Here is a 23,860-nt window from a genome sequence, read left to right as displayed (position 1 = left end):
ACTTAAATTTGACTCACATGAAAAACCAAAATATTATTTTTATCGTAAATAGATAGTACTAAAATTATATGATGTATCAAAAATTAGCAAATACCTTCCATACTTTTTTACTATTTTTATTTGTTTTATTCTTTTCAACAAATAGTTTTTCGCAATATATTTTTAAAGAAAATTCACTACCTAACGAATTATCGCTTCATCATTATACTACAGTTGCCGAAGTAGGCCAGAGAAATTTAGATATTCAGGACGTAATAGCCAATTATGACTCCTTAAATCCCAAAAAACTAAAAACTGAAAATGATGATTTAGGCTTTACTGAACATAATTTTTGGGCTAAAGTTGAACTTAAAAACCCAACCACTAAATCTTTAAATTATTATCTTGAGACAGCGAGACCAATCACAGATTTGGTAGAACTATATATTATTGATGCGGTTTCGGGAAAAATTGTCAAAATGGTAAGCGGTGATACTATGCGGTATTCGGAACGTAGTTTTGATAATAGAAAATCAATTTTTGAGTTAAAAATTCAGCCTAAATCAAATCTTAAATTGTTTTTACATTTAAAGAGCGACGGCGAAGCAATAAAAATTCCTATGATGCTTTATTCATCGCAAAGTTTCATTAAAATGATTTCAAATGAACAATTGTTTTTTGGGATGTTTTACGGTATTTTGTCAATTGCAGCAATTATTTATTTATTTTTCTTTTTTGCTTTAAATGAAAGGATATTTTTATACTATAGTTCGTACGTTTTATTTGTCGGTTTGTTGCAGTTTGCTTTAGATGGTTTTTTCTATAAGTATGTCACACCAAATGCAGGATGGTTTTCTAATCATAGTGTATTATTTATTGCGATAATTGCTGTTTTTTTATCGGGGAAATACAGTGAAGTCTTTTTGAAAATTAAAACAAATAGCAAGAAAATTTATATAATAATAAATGTGGCTTATGGCTTATTGTTTTTTTTGTTTTTATGTGTAATTTTTATTCCTTCGCTATTGTTGTTTTCTTATATTATAGTCAATCTACTTACGCTCATGTTTTTGATTTTAATTGTCTATTCAATAATTTATCTTTATTACAAAAAAAAGCCTGTAGACTCATTTTTTACAGCTGGTATTTTATTTTTGATCATCGGTTTTGGCATATTCATTTTATATAATTTCGGGTTATTTCCTATCAATTTTTTTACTCAAAATAGTTCGAAATTAGGAACAGGTTTAGAAGTTATTTTTCTTTCATTATCGATGTCAAATTTGATTCGGAATCTTAAAAATGAGAAAAATGAATTGAATAGAATTGCTTTAATACGTTCTGAAGAAATGAATGATTTAAAATCATATTTCTTATCGAACATTAGCCATGAATTGCGAACTCCATTGAATGCCATTATGAATTTGATTGATTCCATTTCGAAAGAAGTTCAAGATGATGCTGTTAAAAAAAATTGCCAAATCATCAAATACTCATCACATAGTTTATTAAGTTCGGTAAATGATATTTTAGATTTTTCTAAAATAGAAAAAGGAGAGCTTAAACTAGAAAAATCGCAATTTGAGCCTGTTAAAGTTTTGGAACATTTAAAAAATAATGCCAGCATTAGGGCCATCGATAAGGGATTATCATTTGAGTTTTTAAAATCCGATAGCATTCCTACTTGCATGATTGGAGATGTGACGAGATTAGCTCAAGTGGTTAATAATGTTTTGAGTAATGCTATTAAATTTACTTCTGAGGGGTTTGTTAAATTCCACATTGACACTGAACAGAAACCAAACAATAGATCTAGTTTGATTTTGACTGTTTCTGATTCAGGTGTGGGAATTCCCAAAGAAAAAATGGAAAGTATTTTTGATTCTTTTTCTCAAAATAATATTGATAATAAACGAAAATTCGGAGGGCTCGGATTAGGACTTTATATCGTAAAAACAGTGGTTGATATGCAAAGCGGAAATGTTGAAATGAAAAGTATAGTCAATGAGGGTACAACTTGCAAGATAACGATTGATTATGATGTAGTGCAACATGAAAAAAAGGAAGTAGTTATAGTTGAGCCCGTTACTTACGACTTAGAGGGCAAGACAATTCTAGTGGTTGAGGATAATCCTATTAATCAAATGGTCATAAAGATGATTACTAAGAAATGGATGAATACCACAGTAGTTTATGCAAACAATGGTCAGGAAGGTTTAGATGCATTTAAGACGAACCAATTTGATATTGTACTAATGGATCTTCAGATGCCAATCATGGACGGTTACGAAGCTACAATCGCAATTAGAAATGGGGAAGCAGGAATATTAAATGCTAACATTCCAATTATTGCGGTGACTGCTGATGTTATGGAAACCACAAAACAGCGGGTTAAGGAAATTGGCATGAATCAGTATTTATCCAAACCAATTAACAAAGAAACCTTGTTTCAAATGATAAAAGATTTAGTTTAACTGTAACGTAATCGAACATAAACATGCTTAATTCCTTTTTTGTCGGATTCTCTTTCGTCGATTTCCAGGATATCAGTGAGCGATTTTAACATTGGCGTAAGTTTAGAAAAACCATAATTTCTTGGGTCGAATTCAGGCTTTCTCTTTACGATCATGTTCCCCACGTCTCCCAGAAATGCCCAGCCATCATCATCACAAATATCTTCTATGGAGGTTTCTATAAGTTCTATTGTATCTGAATCTATTTTGTTTAATGATTTTTCAACGGGTTTTTCAACGGGTTTCTCAACAGGTTTTTTAGTGTCTGCAGAACGTTTTTTTGCTTTTTTCTTGATTGCGCCATCCAAAACTTCAATGTAAATAAATCGATCGCAGGCAACAATAAAGGAATTTGGTGTTTTTTGTTCCCCAATTCCAATAACTTTCATTCCTGATTCTCTCAAACGAATGGCCAGTCTTGTAAAATCAGAATCACTGGAAACGATACAAAATCCATCCACTTTATCCGAATACAATAAATCCATGGCGTCAATAATCATCGCTGAATCCGAAGAGTTTTTTCCAACAGTGTAGCTATATTGTTGAATAGGTGTGATAGCATGTTCCAATAAAACACTTTTCCAGCCTCCGGCGTTTGGTTTGGTCCAATCGGCGTAAATACGTTTGGTGGTTGGTGTTCCAAATTTGGCGATTTCTTCCATCATTCCTTTTACATTGCTATATGGAACGTTATCAGCATCAATGAGAACGGCGAGTTTTAATTCAATTGTATCTTGTGACATTTTTAATATTATTGCGTTTTTCTACTTTAAAGGTAGGAATAATTCTTTTAAATTGATATTTCTTTATTTTTTGTTTGCTAAATCTTTAATGGAAACATCGTTGATTAGAACATCTTTGATGACGGTTTCTTCCTTTTTTATGGCTACTAAAGTATAGGTTTCATTTTTCTTTTTAATAGAAGATTTACGAAATATTTTTTCGGCTTTTGATGCTATTTTTTCATTCATATAAAACCGACTAAAGGGCAAATCTATGACTATTTTATTATTATTAGGGGCAAAACCAACCTTTAATTTTAAATAGGAATCAGTGTTTTTAGATGTAGTTCTAGAAATGGAGCTAACTTTTGCAAAGCCATTTTTGGTTGTAATGATTGTTGCAAAAATAGTTTCTCCGCTAGTATATTTTTCAGCATTTTTTACCGTAATTTCTCTTCTTTGACGAATAGTGTAATGTATTTTCCTCTAAAAGCATCATGGGGATCTAATGGAACCGTTTGAAATTTGAATTTAGTTCCGGTATTTATGATGTTTTCCTGATTGAATATCATTTGTAAAGGGACAAACAACTGTGCCAAAACAACTAATGAAAATAATAGAAGTATTATTTTTCTTATTTTTCATTTCTATTTATTTTTTTGAACATTAGATAGTTAGTTAAGAAAAACCCTAAACCGATTGTCATAAATAAAATCCCTCTGATTACAAAACTCAAATCAGTATCAAAAAAGCGACACGTAATAAGGATAGTAATAAGTATTAAACCAAAATTTAATATGCCTAAATGGTTTAATTTATTTCCGTGTCTAATTTCAGAAATTCATATAGCTTAATATTATTGAATTATCATTTTTATGGGCAATTGTACGCAAGCAAATGACAAGAGACAAAGCTATAAGCCAGTAGTTATAGGGTAAAATTGCAGGCAGCTTTGATTTTCAAAAGTTCATAATAATGTGGAGTAATTCCTAAAAGGAGCAACCAACAGTAGCAAGAATGTACACTTGGATCGGTAAAGTAATTTGCATTGCAACCATAATAGGTGATTCCTGTAAGGTATAATAGTGAAACTATTGTTGATTTTAGCAGATAAACCAATGCCAAGCACGAAAGCATCCAGATCATTAAAAACGAATTTAAATCTCCGGGAATGTTATAGACTTGAGCAATTTATGCTATACATAGGATCCGACAGTAAAAAATTAAGTAACGGCAGAACTTTCTCTCCAAGCAGGATTTTCTGGTTTTTTTAAAAGAGAATGCCTACAAAATAATTATCCAGTGAGGAGCGGAAGAAACGATAGTAACGTTTTGGTTACGCGGGAGAGAGTATCCCAGTTGTGTGCAAAAACAAGAATTACTCCAAGTCCAACAAGGATTACTCCTAATATTCCAAAAACGGAAGAGAGTTTGTTTTGGTTTCCTTCCTGTTTTTCGTCGAATACTGCTAATTTTTTTGCGGTTTCCTCTGTAACTACATTGGCTTTGAGTAGTTCCTGCAGTTCGTTTGTGATTTTGTAAGACATAAACTATCTTTTGTATGTTTCAAATATACAAAGTTTATTATCACAATCGTCCCGAAACTTCGGGATTAGCCGTGATCGAAACGGCATCCTTATTGTGCTGTCATTGCGAGGAACGAAGCAAATCTTTTATATAGCACAAAAGATACAGTGGAGAGCAGGAAATAGCTCCTGATACTCATAAGAACAAACCCCTGAAAAATAAATTCGCTTTCAATACCTTTATAAAATTTAAATAATTATTTTTGCAACTTCTTAAAATTAAAATTATTACTTGATATATTATGGTAAAAGATTTATTCGAAAGGATTCAAAACAATAAAGGACCATTAGGAAAATGGGCTTCACAAGCGGAAGGTTATTTTGTTTTTCCTAAATTAGAAGGTGAATTGGGGCCAAGAATGCAGTTTGGTGGAAAAGATATTTTGAACTGGAGTTTGAATGATTATTTAGGTCTTGCAAATCATCCGGAAGTGCGTCAGGCAGATACGGATGCAGCAATTCAATACGGAGCGGCTTACCCAATGGGAGCCCGAATGATGAGTGGGCAAACTAAATATCACGAACAATTAGAAAATGAATTGGCTGCTTTTGTAATGAAAGAATCAGCTTATTTATTGAATTTTGGTTACCAAGGAATGGTGTCTATTATTGATGCTTTGGTTACCAAAAATGATGTAATTGTATATGATGTTGATGCACATGCTTGTATTATTGATGGTGTTCGTTTGCACATGGGGAAACGTTTTACATACCGTCATAACGATATTGAAAGCATGGAGAAAAACCTGCAACGTGCTACAAAATTAGCGGATGAAAATGGTGGAGGTATACTTTTTATCACTGAAGGAGTTTTTGGAATGCGCGGGCAACAAGGAAAATTGAAAGAGATTGTTGCGATGAAGCAAAAATATAATTTCCGTTTGCTGGTAGATGATGCACATGGTTTTGGAACACTGGGAGAAACAGGAGCCGGAGCAGGTGAGGAGCAGGGTGTTCAGGATGATATTGATGTTTATTTTTCGACTTTTGCAAAATCAATGGCTAATATTGGTGCTTTTGTAGCCGCTGATAAAGACATCATTGATTACCTAAAATATAACATGCGTTCTCAAATGTTTGCCAAATCATTACCTATGATTCAAACAATTGGTTCGCTAAAACGATTGGAATTATTGCGTAATCACCCAGAATTGAAAGACAAACTTTGGGAGAACGTAAATGCTTTACAAAACGGATTGAAATCAAGAAATTTCAATATTGGTGATACTAACACCTGTGTTACCCCAGTATATCTTGAAGGAAGTGTACCGGAAGCAATGGTTATGGTAAACGATTTAAGAGAAAATTACGGTATTTTCTTATCGATTGTGATTTACCCTGTTATTCCAAAAGGAATTATTTTGCTGAGAATGATACCTACAACTTCACATACTTTATCTGATATTGATGAAACATTGGTTGCTTTTGAAGCAATTCGTGAGAAATTAGAAAACGGTACTTACAAAGAGATAGCAGCGCGCACTACTGTTGATTTAGACGCATAGTTTTCTGTTTAATTTTATATAGGAAATCCATCAGCTTTTGTTGATGGATTTTTTTTTTTAGGATTCATCTTGTTTGAAAGGCGTATCTTTAATTAATCAATAAGTAAATAAAGTAAGATGAAAAAAGTAATTGTACTAAGTTTCGTGTTTTTGAGTGTTCTGGTTTCATGTAAAAAAGAAATCGAAAAAGAAGTAGAAACAATTCCGGATGCATCGGAAAAGGTAGTTGTTGAAGAACCAGTTTTCGATGAATGTTACAGCGGTAGTATAAAAAAAGATTCTATTTTGATGAATTTGACTATTAAAGGGAACGAAGTAACTAAAGGAAAATTGAGTTATAAATTCTATGAAAAAGATAAAAATGAAGGAACACTTGTTGGGGAACTTAGAGGCGATACGCTTATTGCGGATTACACTTTTATGTCTGAGGGCGTTTCATCCGTGCGACAAGTAGCTTTTTTGAAAAAGGGAAATACGTATGTAGAAGGTTATGGCGATGTTGTTGATGATAACAAAGGGAAAGTGATATTTAAAGACATCAAAGAATTAAAATTTGAAGGCAAAACAGCGTTGGCAAAAGTGGATTGCAAAATGTAATTTTTATTTTGATTGAGGAACTTTTTAGAAAAAAAAACGCTTATAATAGAATTTTAAAATATCCTTTGTAAGCGTTTTTAGTTTTATAGCTTTTTTAGTGTTTGGAGCGAATGATACTATTTAACGATTAGAGAGACCTTTTTTCTACTCAATCGATTAAAAAAATAATATCCTTCAAACATAGTTTTCTGAATTTTGTTTAACAACTTGGATTGTTGACATATTCTTTTTGTGCCATTTGTAATAAAGGAGCAGAAAAATTTGATTTCTACTCCTTTCTATTAATAATTTATTCTTAAAAAAGACTTTTTCAGTGCCTTCTCCAAAAGCCAAGCATTTTTTGACGACCTGCATAAAAAATAAAAAGTTTTCAAGGGCCAGTTTTCACTTCATTGACACGCGTCCTCTTTATTTCATAGAGTGAAAGGCTACTTTATTTCCTTCGGTGTCGGTGAAGTGTGCCATAAATCCATTAGGTTCTATTGAAGTTTTAGGTAAAACAACTTTTCCGCCGGCTTGTTCTACCTTTGCAAGAGGAATACTCAAATCCTCGCCACCGTTTAGGTAAATTAAAGTGCCTTTATCAGCTGGTTGGTACTTTTCATTCTCCACTAAACTGCCTCCTACGCCATGTTCCATGTCTGCCGGAAAGAAAGCTGATTTCATTCCCATAGCTTCCATTGGTTGCATTTTTGCTCCTAATACTGTTTCGTAAAAGGCTTGTGCTCTACTTAAGTTTTGTACTGGGATTTCAAACCAGTTAATTGCATTTTTCATCTTTTTTAGTTTTTTTGTTTATAAAGGATTGAATTATTCTTATTTAAGATTCTGTTTTTTTCTTTGCCTATTACTGTTTTAGATTAGATTGATCAAACTGTTTCTTCTGCAGTTGTTGGGTCAATAGTTGTAGCAATTCGGCTAATGGAATTAGCGGGAAATCCTCCTAATTTGGCATGTTCACGAATCATCTCCTCGTTGGGAGCAATATAAGTGCAATAGATTTTGTCAGCCGTTATCTGGCTGTTAATCCATTGGATTTGTGGTCCCATTTTGCCCAATACTCCACAAGAAGTTTGAGAAATGGCTTTCAATTGTTCTGTGCTCAAATTACCGGCACCTGGAATCTCTCTTTCAATTAAATATTTAGGCATGATTTTGTGGTTTTTAATTTTCTATTTTATTCGTGGCCTGATTTGAATTTTTAAGAAGTCAGTATCTAAGTAATTAAAATTTAAATAGCTGTTAATTAGTGATTTGTGTTATAAAATTATCAAATTATTTCGATTTAATTGTAAGGTTTAGACTTTTTTTAACTATACTTTTTTTCACGTCAAATACTTGTAAAATTACTAAGTCGCCATAATGCTCCTGTTATTTACATTGGAGGTCGGATTGTATCCCACAATACCAGTGTCAATACTTTTTTTTTCTTCTTGCTAGTAACTATGATCTATCTTTTCTTATGCATACTTCCAAAATACCGATAGGCAAAACCCAAAAAAATAATTATCTTTGCCGCACAACCCCGCTGCTAAAAAGCAGCTTACACAACTAGACTACATGAGTTCAGATACTTCAAAAAGATATGCACAGCGTGGTGTTTCGGCATCCAAAGAAGATGTTCACAACGCTATAAAAAATATTGATAAAGGATTGTTTCCACAAGCATTTTGTAAAATTGTTCCTGATTACCTGACTCAAGATGAAGAGTATTGTTTGATTATGCATGCTGATGGAGCAGGAACTAAATCGGCTCTTGCCTACATGTATTGGAAAGAAACAGGCGATATTTCCGTATGGAAAGGCATTGCTCAAGATGCTTTGATTATGAATATCGACGATTTATTGTGTGTGGGGGCAACAGATAATATTATGCTTTCCTCCACAATTGGGAGAAATAAAAACCTGATTCCGGGCGAAGTACTATCAGCCATCATCAATGGGACTGAAGAATTAATCAAAGAGCTGGATTCTTTTGGTGTAACCATTCATTCCACTGGCGGGGAAACGGCTGATGTGGGTGATATCGTGCGCACCATAATTGTAGATTCTACCGTTACGGCTCGTATGAAGCGCTCGGATGTAATTGATAATGCTAATATTAAAGTCGGTGATGTAATCGTAGGAATGGCTTCTTTTGGTCAGGCTATTTACGAACGAAGCTATAATGGCGGGATGGGAAGCAACGGATTAACATCAGCGCGTCATGATGTTTTCGGGAAGTATTTGGCAATCAAATATCCGGAGAGTTTTGATGCTGCAGTTCCCGAAGAATTAATTTATTCAGGTCAGGTAAAATTGACTGATTCAGTAGAAAATTCACCAATCGATGCTGGGCAATTAGTGCTTTCTCCAACCAGAACCTATGCGCCAATTATCAAGAAAATTCTAGATAAATATTCGTCCTACGAAATCCACGGAATGGTGCATTGCAGCGGAGGAGCGCAAACTAAAATTTTACATTTTGTACAAAACTTACACATTATAAAAGATAATTTATTTCCTGTACCTCCACTTTTTCAATTGATACAAGAACAATCTAAAACAGATTGGAAAGAAATGTATCAGGTTTTCAATTGCGGACATCGTATGGAAATATACGTTCCGGAAGCTGTTGCTCAAGATATTATTTCAATTTCAAAATCGTTTAATGTTGATGCCCAAATCGTGGGAAGAGTAGAAGCAGCCGATACAAAAAAACTGACTATTACCAGCGAATACGGAACTTTCGAATATTAAAAAGTTTTAATTAACACGAGTTTTTTAATCTTTTAATTTTTCAATCTTTTAATTTTTTTTAAATGTACGAACTAGTTTTTTGGAGATATTTGGAAGGCATTTATCTAAACCATCAAGAGGTTTATGAAGCCATTATAGAGCAACAAGAAGTGGATGGTTTGGAGCAGCTTCCTACTATTGTTATTCTCAATAGAATCAATTCGGTGTTTTCAAAATGGGACAAGGTAGACGAAAATAGTTGGAAAAACCCAAATGGTAAAGGCGCTTTTCAAGTAGAAATTACACCGCAAAGCATCCAAATCGATTGCTACGGTACCGAAGGTAAAACCATGGATCTTCTGGTAGATACCATGGCTGAATTCAAATGTCCGCTTTACGATCCGCAAGTTCCGGAGCGTTACGACGAAATGAGTGAATAGTATTTTTAGCAGCTAATCCAGCTCTACATTACAAGTCCACATATAAAAAAAATATTTTTCTAAGTCCTAAAAGGAGCTTCCTCTGGTCGCTCTTTTACAACAAGAAAAATTGTTTTTTTACAGCGTGGGCTTTTCATTTCCATCTGGGCTAAAAAACCGCAGGGAAATTAGAGAAAGCGATATTAATCGTGTTTGATTTTTTATAAATTAGCGAAAAAAATAATAACTGCAATTTTAGAATTTCCTCAAAATACTATTCTTGAAAACGAAGCTGTTTTGCTGCGCCCTTTGCAGGAAAGTGACATTGAAAACCTATTGGAATTCTCTATCAATGAACCAGATACTTGGGAATATTCTTTGGTAAGAGCCAACGGAAAAGAGAATTTAGAAAATTATATCCAAATTGCCTTAAAAGCCAAACAAAATAAAACCGAATTCCCATTTATTGTTTTTGACAAAAAAACAGGGAAATATGCTGGAAGTACCCGTTTTTACGATATCAGTTTGCCATTCAAAACCTTGCAGTTGGGCTATACCTGGTACGGTAAAAACTTTAGAGGAACCGGACTCAACAAACACTGTAAATTTTTGCTTTTGCAATTTGCCTTCGAAACTCTGCAGATGGAACGTGTCGAATTTCGTGCTGATAATAAGAACCAGCGCAGTATTGCAGCCATGAAAAGCATAGGTTGCAAAGTAGAAGGTATCTTAAGAAATCACATGCCAACTTTAGGCAGTGATGTTCGTCGTGACAGCATTATTTTGAGTATCCTCAGAAACGAATGGTTTGAAAGCGTTAGAGAAAATCTGAAGTCCCAATTAGTGTAAAGCTTTAAAGTCCTGATTGGAGATACTGGCATTTTTACTGCGCTCACTTGAATAGTAGTATTTAGAATTTTTGTTAGTCGGATACCTAATTTCATCCATAATTACCAAAACGGATACACCAATGAATAATGAAAACAAACTCCAAACTGAGACAATATAATCTTGGTAATAAATGGTAGTGATACTATAGGAAATAATAATTGTGATGCTCAATAACCAGCCTTTTCTAATGGTTAAAAATAGAGGCGGAGCGACAGTTGCTATAATATATAATAGGCCAGCAGGAATACTATATTGCATTGGATAGTCTTGTGCAAAGGAAATAGTATAGCCGCTAATTTGTGCTTCAACAGAATAATTCAGCAAACAATATCCTAAATAAAAAGCAATCGAAGCACCAATTGCAAGCAGCGCTCGCTGGAAAATTATATTTTCGTGTTCTTTTTCTAGCTTTAATGTTGCATAAGGAATCCACAACGGCCATACAACCTGACTAAGAAAAAGTAAGATATACGTTGTGATTTGTTGCAACGGTGCAAAAAAAGGTTTAGTCAATGCTAACCATAAAAAGCCTTCTACAAATTGTTGTACACAAAAAATAATAGGAATACAGGCGAAATAAATCTCAGATGGTTTTCTTACCTCCTTTATTGAAATAACACTCACCGCTGCAAGAATTATACCCGCCCCAAAACTGGCACTAGCTGAAAAACACATAAGTTTTAGTTTAAATTAATTAAAAATTATTGTATTTAAAGTAGGTTGGAATGAAAGTATCACACAAATGTTAAAGAAAAAAAGAATAATTATTTGCTTTTATAAGCATTTAATCATCATTATTGAAACAGTTGATGTAACCTAAAAGTTAGTTAAGTTTTAAAATGCTTTCTAACTTGTCAATAGTAATAAGATTTTGGGGATAGTGGGATTTTCACAATTAGTGCTCCTCATCTATAGCTAATGTATAAATAAGTTTTGAATCTAGCAACTGAAAATCAGTAAATTATAAAAATTTATGTTACTATATTCCAAAAACTAATTTTCCTTCTGGTTGTAAAAGCCAGTTTTTTATATAATGCAATAGCGATGCTATTCGTTTCGGCTACATGTAAGTAAGGTTTTTTGCTTTGATCAAAAATGGCATTTACAGTATGGGTCGTAAGTTGTTTTGCATATCCCATTCCAGTATGATTAGGATGCGTAACTACTGCACTTACTTCAATATAGTGATTCATTTTCATCCTTTCTCCTGTTACCGCTATGAGTTTGTTGTTTTTGAAAATTCCATAATACCTTCCTAATAAAGATGTTTTCCTTTTGAAATAAGCGGGTTGTACTAAACAAATTAATTCATAAAGCTCCTCGTAATGTTCAGGACCAAGCTCCACAATTTCGTCTTTAATTTCCATGTCTATTTTATCAGTAACTACCATCTGCAGGCAAACTAATTCCTTGTTCAATTTTAAAGAATTTGGAATTTTTGGTTTTTCTCCAACAATGAAGAAATTAGCTACTAATTTAGAATATTCAGTAAAAGCGGTGTAGGTGGTATCAACGGCTGTAAAACCTCCAAACGGACAATAATCCGGTTGGTAGAACTTTACAGTATTGTAGTCAATAGCAAAACTATGATGGCTCTCGGATAAGGAATGCCAAACTGGATTATCAAGTTTGTCGATTTCTTTCATGGAAAATTGTTATCTGTTTTTGCAATTATATTTTTATGGGTTTCGCAACATTTTACGTGTTTAATGGATGCGGGATTGTTAGTATTGTGGAAAGCTCAAAATACCATCGTCTTTTGTGTTCTATTTCGTAGTAAATTCTCCAAAATGCCATAGAATTCCTGAAGGATCGTGCAAGAAACATTCTTTTCCCCAATCGAGTTCACGGATAGGTACTAATTTAATATTTTCATATTTTGATGTAAGTTCTAATGCTACTAATTCCTTCCAAAATTGTTTCACATTTTCTACTTCCATAAAAACCATTGTATTGTCTATCCAATCCTTGACATACGCATTTTGCAAATAAAAGCCTAAGTCACCCTTATCGAAATAACTCATCTCATAAGATAAAGTGATTTCCTGAAATCCAAGATCACGGTAAAAATTACGCGATAGTTCATAATCTTTGGCTCCGATGAAAGGTCTGATTGATTTAGCTTTATACTGCATTTTTTAGATTTTAATTTTTAATTTGTGTATATTTTTTTTGTGATAGCTCGACAAATTCTAGACTTGGGAAGACTAAAATAAGATTTATTTTTCGGATTCTTACTGTTTGAATCGAGTTAAAGACCAACTTTAAATTAAAAACTATTACTCAAATTCAACTAAATCGCCGTTATTGGTTTGTTGTTTTTCTCGCCCTATCACTGTATTCTAGAATGTCTCCAGGCTGACAGTCTAGTGCATTACAAATAGCTTCTAAAGTGGTAAAACGGATTGCTTTTGCTTTTCCGGTTTTTAAAATAGAAAGATTGGAAAGTGTTAAATCCACTTTTTTAGAAAGTTCGTTTAGTGACATTTTTCGCTTTGCCATCATTACATCTAAGTTTACGATTATAGGCATGGCTTATACGGTTAAGTCGTTTTCATTTTGTATCTCGATTCCTTTTTTAAAAATTTGAGCAATTCCAAAAAGTATAACCGCCATAAACAACCAGACATCGGCTCCTCCTAATCTTAAGTGTTGTAAGTCGGGCATTTGCATTCCTTGGTTTACTAAATCTTGGATATATTTTGCACCCCAGAAAGACAAAAAGCCAATACCTAATGCCAAATAAGCAGTCTTTAAAATAAAATGGCGTACTGTTTCGTTGAATGGTTGTAATAGATTAAGTATTTTATGGTGAAAAATTTTCGCGATAATATAAAACATTACCGGTCTCATTAGTGCTACAATAATCATAAGCGATGTTACCGTGATAAAATAACTTTGATTGTAATTGTATAATTCAGACAAATTTACCTCCGCCCAAAATTTGTTTGCATCAACAGGGTTAATGACTAATATAAAGAAAGTATTGAATATAAAGCCTCCTGCTTCTATACAGATGTCTATGAAAAGTATGCATAAAACTACTTGTAAAGCTTTAAGGAAAGTGTCTTTTTTTATTGACATTTTTTTTTTGGTTTATGAGTATTCAGTAAATATAATTATAATTTATTGAAAAACAATAAAAATATATTTTTCATCAATGTTTATTTATTATAAAATAGAAAGACAAACAAGATTGATTTTAAATGTTTGTTAAAGTTGCTCAAAATGCAGTTGTAAAGCTATTTTAGTTAATATGTTAAATTTTTTGGAAGTGACTGCTTTAGGGACCCAGTGGGACGCTTGCTTTTGCATTTAGATTTGCAAAGCAGATAATCTTATTCAACAAGTTGGATAAAGAAGTGACCAGGCGAAAACAAAAATTTTACGAGTTATTATTGCCGATATGCAAAAGTAATTTAAAAAAACAACTAGAAATTAAGAATCAGAATCCCAAGCCCCGATAACAGCGGCATCCTTTTCTTTTTTTCTTTAAAAAAGAAAAGATACAGCGAATAGCGGGAAATAGCTCCTAAAATAAATTGAAGCTTCGGTTATGGTGAGTGTCACAGTAAGGATGACAAGTTCTAGAATAATGACAGCGGACCTAAAATGTCATCTTGTCAGATTTTTTCACGCCAATTATAACAGAAACTGACAATTTGAGAAGGTGTATTGCATTGGCACAAAGATTGACTTATCGACTTCGAGTCATTAAAACTAGTATACAATAAAATTAAATATATTAAAAATGGGTAAAATAATCGGAATTGATTTAGGTACGACAAACTCTTGTGTTTCTGTAATGGAAGGTAATGAAGCAGTTGTTATTCCTAACGCAGAAGGAAAAAGAACAACACCATCTATCATCGCTTTTGTTGAAGGTGGAGAAATTAAAGTAGGAGATCCTGCTAAGAGACAAGCGGTAACTAATCCAACTAAGACTATTGCTTCTATCAAACGTTTTATGGGTCATTCTTTTTCTGAAGTTTCGGCTGAAGCAAAAAGAGTTTCTTACAAAGTAGTAAAAGGGGACAACAATACACCACGTGTTGATATTGATGGACGTTTATACTCTGCACAAGAATTGTCAGCTATGACACTTCAAAAAATGAAAAAAACTGCTGAAGACTATTTAGGTCAAACAGTAACTGAAGCGGTTATTACTGTTCCTGCTTACTTTAATGATGCACAACGTCAAGCTACAAAAGAAGCTGGTGAAATTGCAGGTCTTAAAGTAATGCGTATTATCAACGAGCCAACAGCAGCAGCGCTTGCTTACGGTCTTGATAAAAAAGGTAAAGATCAAAAAATTGCTGTTTACGATTTAGGTGGAGGTACATTTGATATTTCTGTTCTTGAATTAGGAGACGGAGTTTTTGAAGTATTGTCTACAAACGGAGATACTCACTTAGGTGGGGATGATTTTGACCACGAAATTATTGACTGGTTAGCTGCTGAATTTTTGACTGAAGAAGGTATTGATTTACGTTTAGATCCAATGTCTTTGCAACGTTTGAAAGAAGCTGCTGAGAAAGCAAAAATTGAATTGTCTTCTTCTGCTGAAACTGAAATCAACTTACCTTACGTAACTGCTACAGCTTCAGGACCAAAACACTTAGTTAAAAAATTAACTAGAGCACAATTTGAAAAATTAACTGATTCTTTAGTAAAACGTTCTATGGCACCAGTTGCTAAAGCGTTGAAAGATGCTGGTTTATCTGTTTCTGATATTGACGAAGTTATTCTTGTAGGAGGTTCTACTCGTATGCCAAGAATTGCTGAAGAAGTAGAGAAATTCTTTGGTAAAAAAGCGTCTAAAGGAGTTAACCCTGATGAGGTTGTTGCAATTGGAGCAGCTATTCAAGGTGGAGTTCTTTCTGGAGATGTAAAAGATGTATTGTTACTTGACGTTACGCCTTTATCTTTAGGTATCGAAACTATGGGTGGTGTTATGACAACTCTTATTGAGCCTAACACAACCATTCCAACTAAAAAATCTCAAGTTTTCTCTACAGCGGCAGATTCTCAACCAACAGTTGAAATCCACGTTTTGCAAGGAGCTAGAGCAATGGCTGCAGATAACAAGACTATTGGTCGTTTCCATTTAGATGGTATTCCACCAGCACCAAGAGGTGTTCCACAAATTGAAGTAACTTTTGATATTGATGCTAATGGTATCATCAAAGTTTCTGCAACTGACAAAGGAACTGGTAAATCTCACGATATTCGTATCGAAGCTTCTTCTGGATTAACTGCTGAAGAAATCGAAAGAATGAAAAAAGATGCAGAAGCTAATGCTGAATCTGACAAAATTGCAAGAGAGAGAGCTGAAAAATTGAACGAAGCAGATGGAATGATCTTCCAAACTGAGACTCAGTTGAAAGAATTAGGTGCTAAATTATCTGATGAAAACAAAGTTGCTGTAGAATATGCATTAACTGAATTGAGAATGGCACACCAATCTCAAGACATTCCTGCAATTCAAACGGCTCTTGACAACATCAACGCTGCTTGGAAAAAAGCAACTGAAGCGATGTATGCTCAAGGAGAACAAGGTCAATCTGAAGCACAACCTCAAGGGGATGCTGCACAAGGTGACAATGTTGAAGACGTTGAATTCGAAGAAGTAAAATAATAATTTCCCGTAAAGATGCACTGCGGTGCATCTTTATTGTTGATTTAGAAAACCGTTTGCCTTTGGTGAACGGTTTTTTTTATGGTGTTGATTTCGATTTTTATTCTTGTTCTTTGCCACTAAACATTCTTGTAATGACTAAGGCATGCGGAAATGTTATCGCAGCTAAAAAGGAAAAAAACAATGCATTGAATAATTGTTCTTGCCGGAATACAAAATAGAGAACTGAAATCCCCAAAATGGATATTCCCCAATACAACAATGCCGACCTGCAATAGGTAATAAAAAACGGGAAAGAGTAATTTCCATAAAGGAATTTTATTTGATCAATTATGGAGGGGATACTATGCCATAAGACAAAGTATAAAGCAAATCCCCATATCAAACTAGAAGATTTAAAAATAATGATAAATAGCAGTAAATATAAAGTTTCTGTTAAAAGCTGTTTATGTACTATTTCAAATTTACAATATAAATAAGTCCCTAATACAATTAAAATAACACTAATTATTTTCAGAACTGTTACAATATAATAGCTATCTATTAAAATTTTTATTATCTGAAATACAATTTTTTGGACTTCAATAAGATGAAAAGCAAATAGCAAAAACAAGATCGTAGCGCCATAAATGAGTTGAAATAGTAATGAAAACGGTTTTGATACTAGCGGCTTTAAATTCTGCCATTGCTGTTCTCCAAAATGATAAGCACTTACAATAAGAAACAGAAGTAATGCTAACCAAGGTATTAAATAAAATAAAAGCGCACCGACCAAAACTACTAGTATATAATATCCTACTATTTTAAAGAAAGGAAAAGCCTGTTTTCTAGTGCTGATATTTTCGATTAGTAGCAAGTCATTTGCCCCGTGTAAAATTCCAAAGGAAAATATCAATAAAAATCCAATAATAATTTGAACCTGATGTGAAAAAAAAGAATCAAGCCATAATCCAAAAAAGCTTACAACAATTGAGATATTTGAATATTTAGACATTTAAATTTATATTTTGTTTAAAATTAATATAAAAAAATTAAACAAAGTATGTTTTTATTGTTTACCTTTTTTATATATTTGAATTGACAAATCATTTAACCTTAATTATTTATGACAAATTTTATGTTTATTCCGGGATTACTTGCAAGATTATCACCTACTGATTATGTAGGATTTACGTTTTTTGTTGGCTGCATGGCTATGATGGCTGCTTCGGCTTTTTTCTTTTTATCATTAAATCAATTTGATAAAAAATGGCGCACTTCAATATTAGTTTCAGGTTTGATTACTTTCATTGCTGCCGTACATTATTTTTACATGAGAGACTACTGGGCTACGTTCCAGGAATCGCCTACATTTTTTCGTTATGTCGATTGGACGTTAACCGTTCCGTTGATGTGTGTTGAGTTTTTCTTAATTTTAAAAGTTGCGGGTGCGAAGCAATCATTGATGTGGAAAATGATAATTCTATCACTAGTTATGCTGCTTACAGGCTATTTCGGAGAAGCAGTAGATCGTCCTAATGCATGGTTATGGGGACTAATCTCAGGTATTGCCTATTTCGTAATTGTCTATGAAATCTGGCTTGGGAATGCTTCTAAAATAGCAGCAGCAGCGGGCGGAAATGTTTTGGCCGCTCATAAAATATTATGTTGGTTCGTGTTAGTTGGATGGTCAATATATCCATTGGGATATATGTTAGGAACTGACGGCTGGTACAATGGTATACATGGATTAGGTCTTAATATTGATGTCGTTTATAACATTGCAGATGCCATCAATAAAATTGGCTTTGGACTAGTAGTTTACAATTTAGCATTGAAATCACAAACCACATAATTTTAATTTTCTTTATTTTTAAGAACCGAACTAGGGATAGTTCGGTTTTTTTATGGAATTTATTTTTTGTTTAAAACGATATGCGCTCCTTTTGTATTAAATATTATTGTACTTTCGATACTTTTGAAATCGAAAGAGTTATGAAAAAAACAATCTTACTACTAGTCCTGTTCTTTTTTTATACCGCTATATTTAGCCAGAGCAAAAAAGCAACAACTTCCTCCGTTTTTGCAAAATCAGATAATGTTTCGGCAGAAATGATTAAGAATAATTTTTATTTGTTTCTCACTAATAAAGGAGCAAAAAAAGATACGATTTTACTGAAAAGTTTTGATGTAGACAGGTTGCCATTAGAATGTAAAATTGAAGCTTTTACGACCAAAGGAACTACTTTGCATAAAATAACTTGGCTGGAAAAAAAGACACTTCAAACCAAATTAAAAACAGAGGTTGCAGTGACAACCGTTTCTATAATTTGTGAATTAGCTTCAAAAACAAAAGTCTTGTCCAATGAACAAACTACCATAAAAATAACTGAAATACATTTTTTAGATGACAAACAAACGGTTTCTGAAACGATAGACCGAATTAGAAATGAAGGTTTTGAATGTATAGTAAACAAGCAAGGAGACGTGGTATTGAAAAACAAAGCGATGGAAAATAAAATGGTTTACCATCCTGCGGATAAAAAGTTTGTTTTTGTTTCTGCCGGACCATCGAAGAAAAAATAATAAATTTAGTTTTTACGATTTTACCCGACCCGTTTCAAAAATGAGTCGGGTTTGTTTTTTATAGAGAAATAAATATTTTTAATAAGTCATACATGATTAATCTCATATAAGGAATTGTTATTTCTGCATATCTTTGTTTTTATCAGTGGCAAATTGCTAGAGTAGTCATTCATTGATAAAAGTTTTTCGTAATATTACGAGCTAAACAATTTTGGATGAGAAAAATTAAGTACAAGAAAGGAAGAAAACTGCAACCTTATAATCTGGAATATACCGGGGTTCATAACACCCAAGAATCAGAAATGCAGTTGTTTGTTTTTGACAATTTTGATTTGACAGAATATGAGGATTTTAAAGTTTCGGATCTGGATAAATATATCAATACTCAAAAAAACAATTGGTTAAATATTCATGGTTTAAATAATATTGAATTAATAAAGTCCATTGGAGTCTATTTTAATATTGATAATTTCATGCTTGCTGATATTTTGAATACCACTAAGAGAACAAAACTAGAAGAATTGTCAGATACGTTATTTTTTAATATAAAATCACTTTTGCCAGTGGGAGATTCAGATAATATTAGCGTGGAACAAATTAGTTTTCTTATTAAGGATGGTGTTTTGATTTCTTTTCAGGAAAAAAGTAGTGATTTTTTCATTCATATTCGAGAACGGATCAGAACGCATACTGGAATTGTAAGGACAAAAAAGGCGGACTATCTTTTGTATATTCTTCTGGATGCCATTATGCAAAATTTCTATATCACGATAGAGAATGAAGAAGATAAAGTAGAAGAACTGATTAACCTGTCTAAAAATAGTGCTGACCCAATAATTTTGGAAAGGATTGAAAAACATCGCGATAATTTTAATTTTCTGAAGCGGTCTATTATTCCGTTACGAGATTCTTTGTACGACATTAAAAGCATAAAAGACGATAATGTATTTAATTCCATAGAAGCAGAAAATTTCAGTTTTTTTACTCGATTACATCAAAAAAGTTTGGAGCTTCTCGAACAAATAGAATCGGATATGGGTTCATTGGAAAGTGCTTCTAATTTCTTTTTCTCGGCACAAACGCACAAGATGAATGAGATTATGAAAACGCTGACTATTGTTTCGGCTATTTTTATTCCGCTTACCTTTATTGTAGGTGTTTATGGAATGAATTTTGAGTTTATGCCTGAACTCCATTACCGGAATGGGTATTACATTGTTGTAGGGTTCATGTTTTTGGTAGTAATAGGTATGATTATTTATTTTAAGAAACGTCGTTGGTTTTAGTAATTAAATGCGTTGTATCCAATTTATTTTGGAAGTAATATAAAAATAAAAAAATGAACAAGGCCATATATATAGCAACAAGCGAAGAAAATAGCGGTAAGTCAATTGTCACTTTGGGATTGATGAGTATGCTAATTGGTAAGACTGCCAAAGTGGGGTACTTTAGACCAATTATAGAAGATACCGAAGAAGGCGGATTTGATAATCATATTGAAACCGTGATTGGTCATTTTGGTTTGGATATTCAGTTTGAAGATGCTTACGCGATTACAAAAAGTAAACTAATCAAAAAAAAGAACAAAGGTAAAATAGGGGAGGTTCTGGATTTGATTATTGAAAAATATAAAAAATTAGAGGAGCGCTTTGATTTTGTATTAGTAGAAGGAACCAGTTTTACTGGTGAAGGGACTGTTATCGAATTAGATATGAATGTTTTGATTGCCAAAAACCTTGGTATTCCAACGATTATTGTGGGTTCAGGCGTGGGTAAAACATTAGAAGAGTTAATTGATAGCCTTTATCTTGCTTATGATTCATTTAAGGTAAAAGATGTCGAAGTATTGGCTGTAATTGCTAATAAAGTAGAACCTAAGAATATAGAATTGGTAACTAATGGATTGAAAAAAAGCCTGCCGGAGAGTGTGTTGGTTAATTCAATTCCTTTAATCCATAATTTGAATAATCCCACACTTCAGGAAATTGTAAATGAGTTGGATGCTAAAGTTTTATTTGGTGCAGCACACCTAAACAATCAAACCGGAAATTTCAGTGTAGGAGCAATGCAACTGTGCAATTATTTATTGCATTTGAAAGAAAATAGTCTGGTGATAACTCCAGGCGACAGAGCGGATATTATTCTTGGTGCGCTGCAAGCGAATGAATCCGTAAATTATCCTTCTATTTCCGGAATAGTATTGACAGGGAATATCTTGCCGGAGATCAGTATTCTGAAATTAATTGAGGGTCTTTCTACTGTTGTTCCAATTATAGCCGTTGAGGAAGGGACTTACTATATCACCAATAAAATTGGATCAATAAAATCTAAAATTTACGCAAATAACAAGCAAAAAATTGAAATTTCGATCAGTACGTTTGAAAAATATGTTGACTTAGATAACTTGGCTGAAAAGCTAATTACTTTTGAAGCGGAGGGTATGACACCAAAAATGTTTCAATACAACTTAGTAAAAAGAGCCAGACAACACAGAAAACACATTGTTTTACCTGAAGGAAATGACGAAAGAATAATTATTGCCGCTTCTCGATTATTAGCGATGGATGTCGTTGATATTTCAATTATTGGAAACAAAAAACAAATAGAAAATAAAGTAGCTGAGTTGGGTTTAGAATTTGATTTTTCGACAGTTGATATTATAAATCCAATAGAATCTGAAAATTATGATGATTATGTAAACACGTATTTTGAGTTGCGAAAAGGCAAGAACGTGACATTAGGAATGGCTAAAGATTTGATGGAAGATGTTTCCTATTTTGGGACGATGATGGTGTACAAAGGGCACGCCGACGGTATGGTTTCCGGTGCTGCACATACTACGCAACACACCATTTTACCCGCTTTGCAATTCATTAAAACTAAACCAAATTCCACTGTAGTTTCCTCAATATTTTTCATGTGTTTAGAAGACCGTGTTTCTATTTTTGGAGATTGCGCCATTAATCCAAATCCTACTGCAGAGCAATTGGCAGAAATTGCTATTTCTTCAGCGGATTCCAGTTTAGCTTTTGGAATCGAACCAAAAATAGCTATGCTTTCTTATTCATCCGGTTCATCCGGAAAAGGCGATGAAGTTGATAAAGTAAGAACTGCAACCGAAATAGTGCGAAAAAAACGTCCCGACTTAAAAATTGAAGGACCTATTCAATATGATGCTGCTGTAGATATGGAAGTGGGGAAAAGTAAAATGCCAAATTCAGAAGTGGCAGGACAAGCCAGCGTTTTGATTTTTCCGGATTTAAACACTGGAAATAACACCTATAAAGCGGTGCAAAGGGAAACGGGAGCATTAGCCATTGGTCCTATGTTGCAGGGTTTAAATAAGCCCGTAAATGATTTAAGCCGCGGGTGCACGGTTGATGATATTATAAATACGGTAGTGATTACGGCTATTCAAGCACAAGGATTGTAGCTTTTTAAATTAAAGATTGAAGTATTTAAAAATTAATCTTTTAATACTTCAATTTTTTAATCTTTTAATAAAATTTAAATGAAAATAGTAATTATAAACTCGGGCAGTTCCTCCATAAAATACCAATTGATAGACATGCCGGCAAAAGAAGTCATTTGTTCCGGTATGATTGACAGAATAGGATTAGAGACTTCCAACCTAAGTTATGTAACCAATACGACTAAGTTAGAAGAAACGTTACCAATTCGCAACCATAAAATAGGGTTGGAGAAAATTGCAAAGTTGTTGATGGATGAAACAGTTGGAGTGATTAAGAGCACAAATGAGATTGAAGCTGTAGGGCATCGGGTGGTTCACGGTGGAAGCGCTTTCTCAAATACCGTAGTAATTAATACCGAAGTAAAAGATAAAATCAAACAACTTTTTGATTTAGCTCCGTTGCATAATCCTGCTAATTTAGAAGGAATAAATGTAGCCGAAGAAATCTTTAAAAATGCGCAACAAGTAGCCGTTTTTGACACTGCTTTTCATCAAACAATACCTGTGGTGGCTCACAAATATGCATTGCCAAATTACCTTTTGACGGAAAATAAAATACGCGTTTACGGTTTTCATGGAACCAGTCACAAATATGTTTCGGAAAAGGCAATTGCGCATTTAGATAAAAATGTTAATATTATTACCATTCATCTAGGTAATGGCTGTAGCATGACTGCCATAAAAGACGGGAAAAGTATCGATCATACACTTGGTTTTGGTCCAATGAATGGCTTGATTATGGGAACCAGAAGTGGAAATGTAGATCAATCCGTGATTTTTTACTTGGTAAATTCATTGGGTTATTCGCTGGAAGCGGTTAATACGATGTTGCAAAAACAAAGCGGTATGTTAGGGCTTACCGGTTACAGCGATTTGAGAGATATAGAAGCGAATGCTGAAAACGGAAATGCTGACTGTCAATTGGCATTAGCTATGAATGCGTACAGAATTAAAAAATATATTGGTTCCTACACTGCTGTTTTGAATGGATTGGATGCTATTGTTTTTACTGCAGGAATTGGAGAAAATTCCTCCTACATTAGAAAATTGGTTTGTACAGATATGGATTATTTCGGAATTAAACTGGATGAATTCAAAAATGAAATTCGGTCGAAGGAAATCCGAGAAATTAACACTCCTGATTCTAAAACTAAAATATTGGTTGTTCCAACTAATGAAGAAATTGAAATTGCAAATCAGGTATTTGAATTACTTACGAATTAAAAAATTTCATATTCGAAAATGGCTTCTGAAT

The 23,860-nt window shown here is 33.3% G+C and carries 24 protein-coding genes; 12 read left to right on the top strand and 12 right to left on the bottom strand.

The genetic code is table 11. The features are described 5' to 3' along the window. The first annotated feature begins 68 nt into the window (after positions 1-68). Positions 69-2,453, top strand: a complete 2,385-nt coding sequence (locus tag ACFX5D_RS11670; RefSeq protein WP_379858362.1) for a hybrid sensor histidine kinase/response regulator — start codon at positions 69-71, stop codon at positions 2,451-2,453. Here ACFX5D_RS11670 and ACFX5D_RS11665 read toward each other — a convergent pair. The 4 genes from ACFX5D_RS11665 to ACFX5D_RS11650 form a co-directional block, all read right to left on the bottom strand. After that, a complete protein-coding gene (locus ACFX5D_RS11665) occupies positions 2,450-3,235 on the bottom strand; it encodes an NYN domain-containing protein (protein WP_208609305.1) in 786 nt (261 codons plus the stop codon). The two genes, ACFX5D_RS11670 and ACFX5D_RS11665, sit on opposite strands and share 4 nt — an antisense overlap. A 63-nt stretch (positions 3,236-3,298) precedes the next feature. Continuing rightward, positions 3,299-3,463: a hypothetical protein gene (locus ACFX5D_RS11660; RefSeq protein WP_379858361.1), complete on the bottom strand. Its 165-nt coding sequence runs from the start codon at positions 3,461-3,463 to the stop codon at positions 3,299-3,301. A gap of 191 nt (positions 3,464-3,654) precedes the next feature. Next, positions 3,655-3,804: a GDYXXLXY domain-containing protein gene (locus ACFX5D_RS11655; protein WP_379858439.1), complete on the bottom strand. Its 150-nt coding sequence runs from the start codon at positions 3,802-3,804 to the stop codon at positions 3,655-3,657. Positions 3,805-4,509: 705 nt separating this feature from the next. After that, complete coding sequence (locus tag ACFX5D_RS11650) at positions 4,510-4,761, bottom strand: DUF2157 domain-containing protein (RefSeq protein ID WP_379858360.1); 252 nt, start codon at positions 4,759-4,761, stop codon at positions 4,510-4,512. 281 nt (positions 4,762-5,042) lie between these two features. On the opposite strand from ACFX5D_RS11650, the gene ACFX5D_RS11645 reads away from it, so the two are divergent. Together ACFX5D_RS11645 and ACFX5D_RS11640 are read left to right on the top strand one after the other, a co-directional pair. Next, positions 5,043-6,305, top strand: coding sequence for an aminotransferase class I/II-fold pyridoxal phosphate-dependent enzyme (locus ACFX5D_RS11645; RefSeq protein ID WP_379858359.1), 1,263 nt, complete (start codon positions 5,043-5,045; stop codon positions 6,303-6,305). A 117-nt stretch (positions 6,306-6,422) separates the two neighbouring features. Further along, entirely contained in the window at positions 6,423-6,902 is a 480-nt protein-coding gene (locus ACFX5D_RS11640; protein WP_379858358.1) for a hypothetical protein, read from the top strand. A 408-nt stretch (positions 6,903-7,310) separates the two neighbouring features. Here the strand turns inward: ACFX5D_RS11640 and ACFX5D_RS11635 are convergent, their stop codons facing one another. After that, the gene (locus ACFX5D_RS11635; protein ID WP_379850585.1) at positions 7,311-7,679 is read right to left on the bottom strand and encodes a VOC family protein; all 369 of its coding nucleotides are present in this window, start codon (positions 7,677-7,679) and stop codon (positions 7,311-7,313) included. A 92-nt stretch (positions 7,680-7,771) separates the two neighbouring features. Then, positions 7,772-8,053 carry a DUF4242 domain-containing protein gene (locus ACFX5D_RS11630; RefSeq protein ID WP_379850587.1) on the bottom strand — a complete coding sequence of 94 codons (282 nt, stop codon included), beginning with the start codon at positions 8,051-8,053 and terminating at the stop codon, positions 7,772-7,774. 409 nt (positions 8,054-8,462) lie between these two features. Between ACFX5D_RS11630 and ACFX5D_RS11625 the strand changes: the two genes are divergently transcribed. From ACFX5D_RS11625 to ACFX5D_RS11615, 3 genes are all read left to right on the top strand, one after another. Beyond that, positions 8,463-9,641, top strand: a complete 1,179-nt coding sequence (locus ACFX5D_RS11625) for an AIR synthase related protein (protein ID WP_379858357.1) — start codon at positions 8,463-8,465, stop codon at positions 9,639-9,641. 62 nt (positions 9,642-9,703) lie between these two features. Continuing rightward, complete coding sequence (locus tag ACFX5D_RS11620) at positions 9,704-10,060, top strand: hypothetical protein (protein ID WP_379850591.1); 357 nt, start codon at positions 9,704-9,706, stop codon at positions 10,058-10,060. 195 nt (positions 10,061-10,255) lie between these two features. Then, positions 10,256-10,888: a GNAT family N-acetyltransferase gene (locus ACFX5D_RS11615; RefSeq protein ID WP_379858438.1), complete on the top strand. Its 633-nt coding sequence runs from the start codon at positions 10,256-10,258 to the stop codon at positions 10,886-10,888. Here ACFX5D_RS11615 and ACFX5D_RS11610 read toward each other — a convergent pair. From ACFX5D_RS11610 to ACFX5D_RS11590, 5 genes are all read right to left on the bottom strand, one after another. Continuing rightward, a complete protein-coding gene (locus ACFX5D_RS11610; RefSeq protein ID WP_379858356.1) occupies positions 10,880-11,605 on the bottom strand; it encodes a DUF6629 family protein in 726 nt (241 codons plus the stop codon). The genes ACFX5D_RS11615 and ACFX5D_RS11610 overlap by 9 nt on opposite strands. Positions 11,606-11,901: 296 nt before the next feature. Beyond that, entirely contained in the window at positions 11,902-12,576 is a 675-nt protein-coding gene (locus ACFX5D_RS11605) for a GNAT family N-acetyltransferase (protein ID WP_379858355.1), read from the bottom strand. Between the two features lie 120 nt (positions 12,577-12,696). Then, positions 12,697-13,065 carry a VOC family protein gene (locus ACFX5D_RS11600; protein WP_379858354.1) on the bottom strand — a complete coding sequence of 123 codons (369 nt, stop codon included), beginning with the start codon at positions 13,063-13,065 and terminating at the stop codon, positions 12,697-12,699. Positions 13,066-13,234: 169 nt separating this feature from the next. Then, a complete protein-coding gene (locus ACFX5D_RS11595; protein WP_379858353.1) occupies positions 13,235-13,462 on the bottom strand; it encodes a helix-turn-helix domain-containing protein in 228 nt (75 codons plus the stop codon). 3 nt (positions 13,463-13,465) lie between these two features. Further along, positions 13,466-14,014 carry a DUF2975 domain-containing protein gene (locus ACFX5D_RS11590; RefSeq protein WP_379858352.1) on the bottom strand — a complete coding sequence of 183 codons (549 nt, stop codon included), beginning with the start codon at positions 14,012-14,014 and terminating at the stop codon, positions 13,466-13,468. Between the two features lie 667 nt (positions 14,015-14,681). Between ACFX5D_RS11590 and dnaK the strand changes: the two genes are divergently transcribed. Further along, a complete protein-coding gene (gene dnaK / locus ACFX5D_RS11585) occupies positions 14,682-16,568 on the top strand; it encodes a molecular chaperone DnaK (protein ID WP_379858351.1) in 1,887 nt (628 codons plus the stop codon). 100 nt (positions 16,569-16,668) lie between these two features. On the opposite strand, the gene ACFX5D_RS11580 is transcribed toward dnaK, so the two are convergent. Then, positions 16,669-17,562, bottom strand: a complete 894-nt coding sequence (locus ACFX5D_RS11580; RefSeq protein ID WP_379858350.1) for a Brp/Blh family beta-carotene 15,15'-dioxygenase — start codon at positions 17,560-17,562, stop codon at positions 16,669-16,671. A 111-nt stretch (positions 17,563-17,673) separates the two neighbouring features. On the opposite strand from ACFX5D_RS11580, the gene ACFX5D_RS11575 reads away from it, so the two are divergent. The 5 genes from ACFX5D_RS11575 (at position 17,674) to ACFX5D_RS11555 (ending at position 23,829) form a co-directional block, all read left to right on the top strand. Continuing rightward, complete coding sequence (locus tag ACFX5D_RS11575; protein ID WP_379858349.1) at positions 17,674-18,402, top strand: bacteriorhodopsin-like; 729 nt, start codon at positions 17,674-17,676, stop codon at positions 18,400-18,402. A gap of 140 nt (positions 18,403-18,542) precedes the next feature. Continuing rightward, a complete protein-coding gene (locus ACFX5D_RS11570; RefSeq protein WP_379858348.1) occupies positions 18,543-19,133 on the top strand; it encodes a hypothetical protein in 591 nt (196 codons plus the stop codon). A 215-nt stretch (positions 19,134-19,348) separates the two neighbouring features. Continuing rightward, positions 19,349-20,419, top strand: coding sequence for a magnesium/cobalt transporter CorA (gene corA / locus ACFX5D_RS11565; protein ID WP_379858347.1), 1,071 nt, complete (start codon positions 19,349-19,351; stop codon positions 20,417-20,419). Between the two features lie 53 nt (positions 20,420-20,472). Further along, positions 20,473-22,566 carry a phosphate acetyltransferase gene (gene pta, locus ACFX5D_RS11560; protein WP_379858346.1) on the top strand — a complete coding sequence of 698 codons (2,094 nt, stop codon included), beginning with the start codon at positions 20,473-20,475 and terminating at the stop codon, positions 22,564-22,566. Between the two features lie 78 nt (positions 22,567-22,644). After that, positions 22,645-23,829, top strand: a complete 1,185-nt coding sequence (locus tag ACFX5D_RS11555) for an acetate/propionate family kinase (RefSeq protein ID WP_379858345.1) — start codon at positions 22,645-22,647, stop codon at positions 23,827-23,829. Positions 23,830-23,860: the final 31 nt, after the last annotated feature.

It is taken from the genome of Flavobacterium fructosi, assembly GCF_042787335.1.
Classification (GTDB): Bacteria; Bacteroidota; Bacteroidia; order Flavobacteriales; family Flavobacteriaceae; genus Flavobacterium; species Flavobacterium fructosi.
This window is presented reverse-complemented; position numbering and strand designations above follow the sequence as displayed.

Excerpts from the sequence above, each read along its gene's own strand:
- ACFX5D_RS11670 (WP_379858362.1), top strand. The coding sequence starts at position 69 with ATGATGTATCAAAAATTAGCAAATACCTTCCATACTTTTTTACTATTT.
- ACFX5D_RS11665 (WP_208609305.1), bottom strand. The coding sequence starts at position 3,235 with ATGTCACAAGATACAATTGAATTAAAACTCGCCGTTCTCATTGATGCT.
- ACFX5D_RS11660 (WP_379858361.1), bottom strand. The coding sequence starts at position 3,463 with ATGAATGAAAAAATAGCATCAAAAGCCGAAAAAATATTTCGTAAATCT.
- ACFX5D_RS11650 (WP_379858360.1), bottom strand. The coding sequence starts at position 4,761 with ATGTCTTACAAAATCACAAACGAACTGCAGGAACTACTCAAAGCCAAT.
- ACFX5D_RS11645 (WP_379858359.1), top strand. The coding sequence starts at position 5,043 with ATGGTAAAAGATTTATTCGAAAGGATTCAAAACAATAAAGGACCATTA.
- ACFX5D_RS11640 (WP_379858358.1), top strand. The coding sequence starts at position 6,423 with ATGAAAAAAGTAATTGTACTAAGTTTCGTGTTTTTGAGTGTTCTGGTT.
- ACFX5D_RS11635 (WP_379850585.1), bottom strand. The coding sequence starts at position 7,679 with ATGAAAAATGCAATTAACTGGTTTGAAATCCCAGTACAAAACTTAAGT.
- ACFX5D_RS11630 (WP_379850587.1), bottom strand. The coding sequence starts at position 8,053 with ATGCCTAAATATTTAATTGAAAGAGAGATTCCAGGTGCCGGTAATTTG.
- ACFX5D_RS11625 (WP_379858357.1), top strand. The coding sequence starts at position 8,463 with ATGAGTTCAGATACTTCAAAAAGATATGCACAGCGTGGTGTTTCGGCA.
- ACFX5D_RS11620 (WP_379850591.1), top strand. The coding sequence starts at position 9,704 with ATGTACGAACTAGTTTTTTGGAGATATTTGGAAGGCATTTATCTAAAC.
- ACFX5D_RS11610 (WP_379858356.1), bottom strand. The coding sequence starts at position 11,605 with ATGTGTTTTTCAGCTAGTGCCAGTTTTGGGGCGGGTATAATTCTTGCA.
- ACFX5D_RS11605 (WP_379858355.1), bottom strand. The coding sequence starts at position 12,576 with ATGAAAGAAATCGACAAACTTGATAATCCAGTTTGGCATTCCTTATCC.
- ACFX5D_RS11600 (WP_379858354.1), bottom strand. The coding sequence starts at position 13,065 with ATGCAGTATAAAGCTAAATCAATCAGACCTTTCATCGGAGCCAAAGAT.
- ACFX5D_RS11595 (WP_379858353.1), bottom strand. The coding sequence starts at position 13,462 with ATGCCTATAATCGTAAACTTAGATGTAATGATGGCAAAGCGAAAAATG.
- ACFX5D_RS11590 (WP_379858352.1), bottom strand. The coding sequence starts at position 14,014 with ATGTCAATAAAAAAAGACACTTTCCTTAAAGCTTTACAAGTAGTTTTA.
- dnaK (WP_379858351.1), top strand. The coding sequence starts at position 14,682 with ATGGGTAAAATAATCGGAATTGATTTAGGTACGACAAACTCTTGTGTT.
- ACFX5D_RS11580 (WP_379858350.1), bottom strand. The coding sequence starts at position 17,562 with ATGTCTAAATATTCAAATATCTCAATTGTTGTAAGCTTTTTTGGATTA.
- ACFX5D_RS11575 (WP_379858349.1), top strand. The coding sequence starts at position 17,674 with ATGACAAATTTTATGTTTATTCCGGGATTACTTGCAAGATTATCACCT.
- ACFX5D_RS11570 (WP_379858348.1), top strand. The coding sequence starts at position 18,543 with ATGAAAAAAACAATCTTACTACTAGTCCTGTTCTTTTTTTATACCGCT.
- corA (WP_379858347.1), top strand. The coding sequence starts at position 19,349 with ATGAGAAAAATTAAGTACAAGAAAGGAAGAAAACTGCAACCTTATAAT.
- pta (WP_379858346.1), top strand. The coding sequence starts at position 20,473 with ATGAACAAGGCCATATATATAGCAACAAGCGAAGAAAATAGCGGTAAG.
- ACFX5D_RS11555 (WP_379858345.1), top strand. The coding sequence starts at position 22,645 with ATGAAAATAGTAATTATAAACTCGGGCAGTTCCTCCATAAAATACCAA.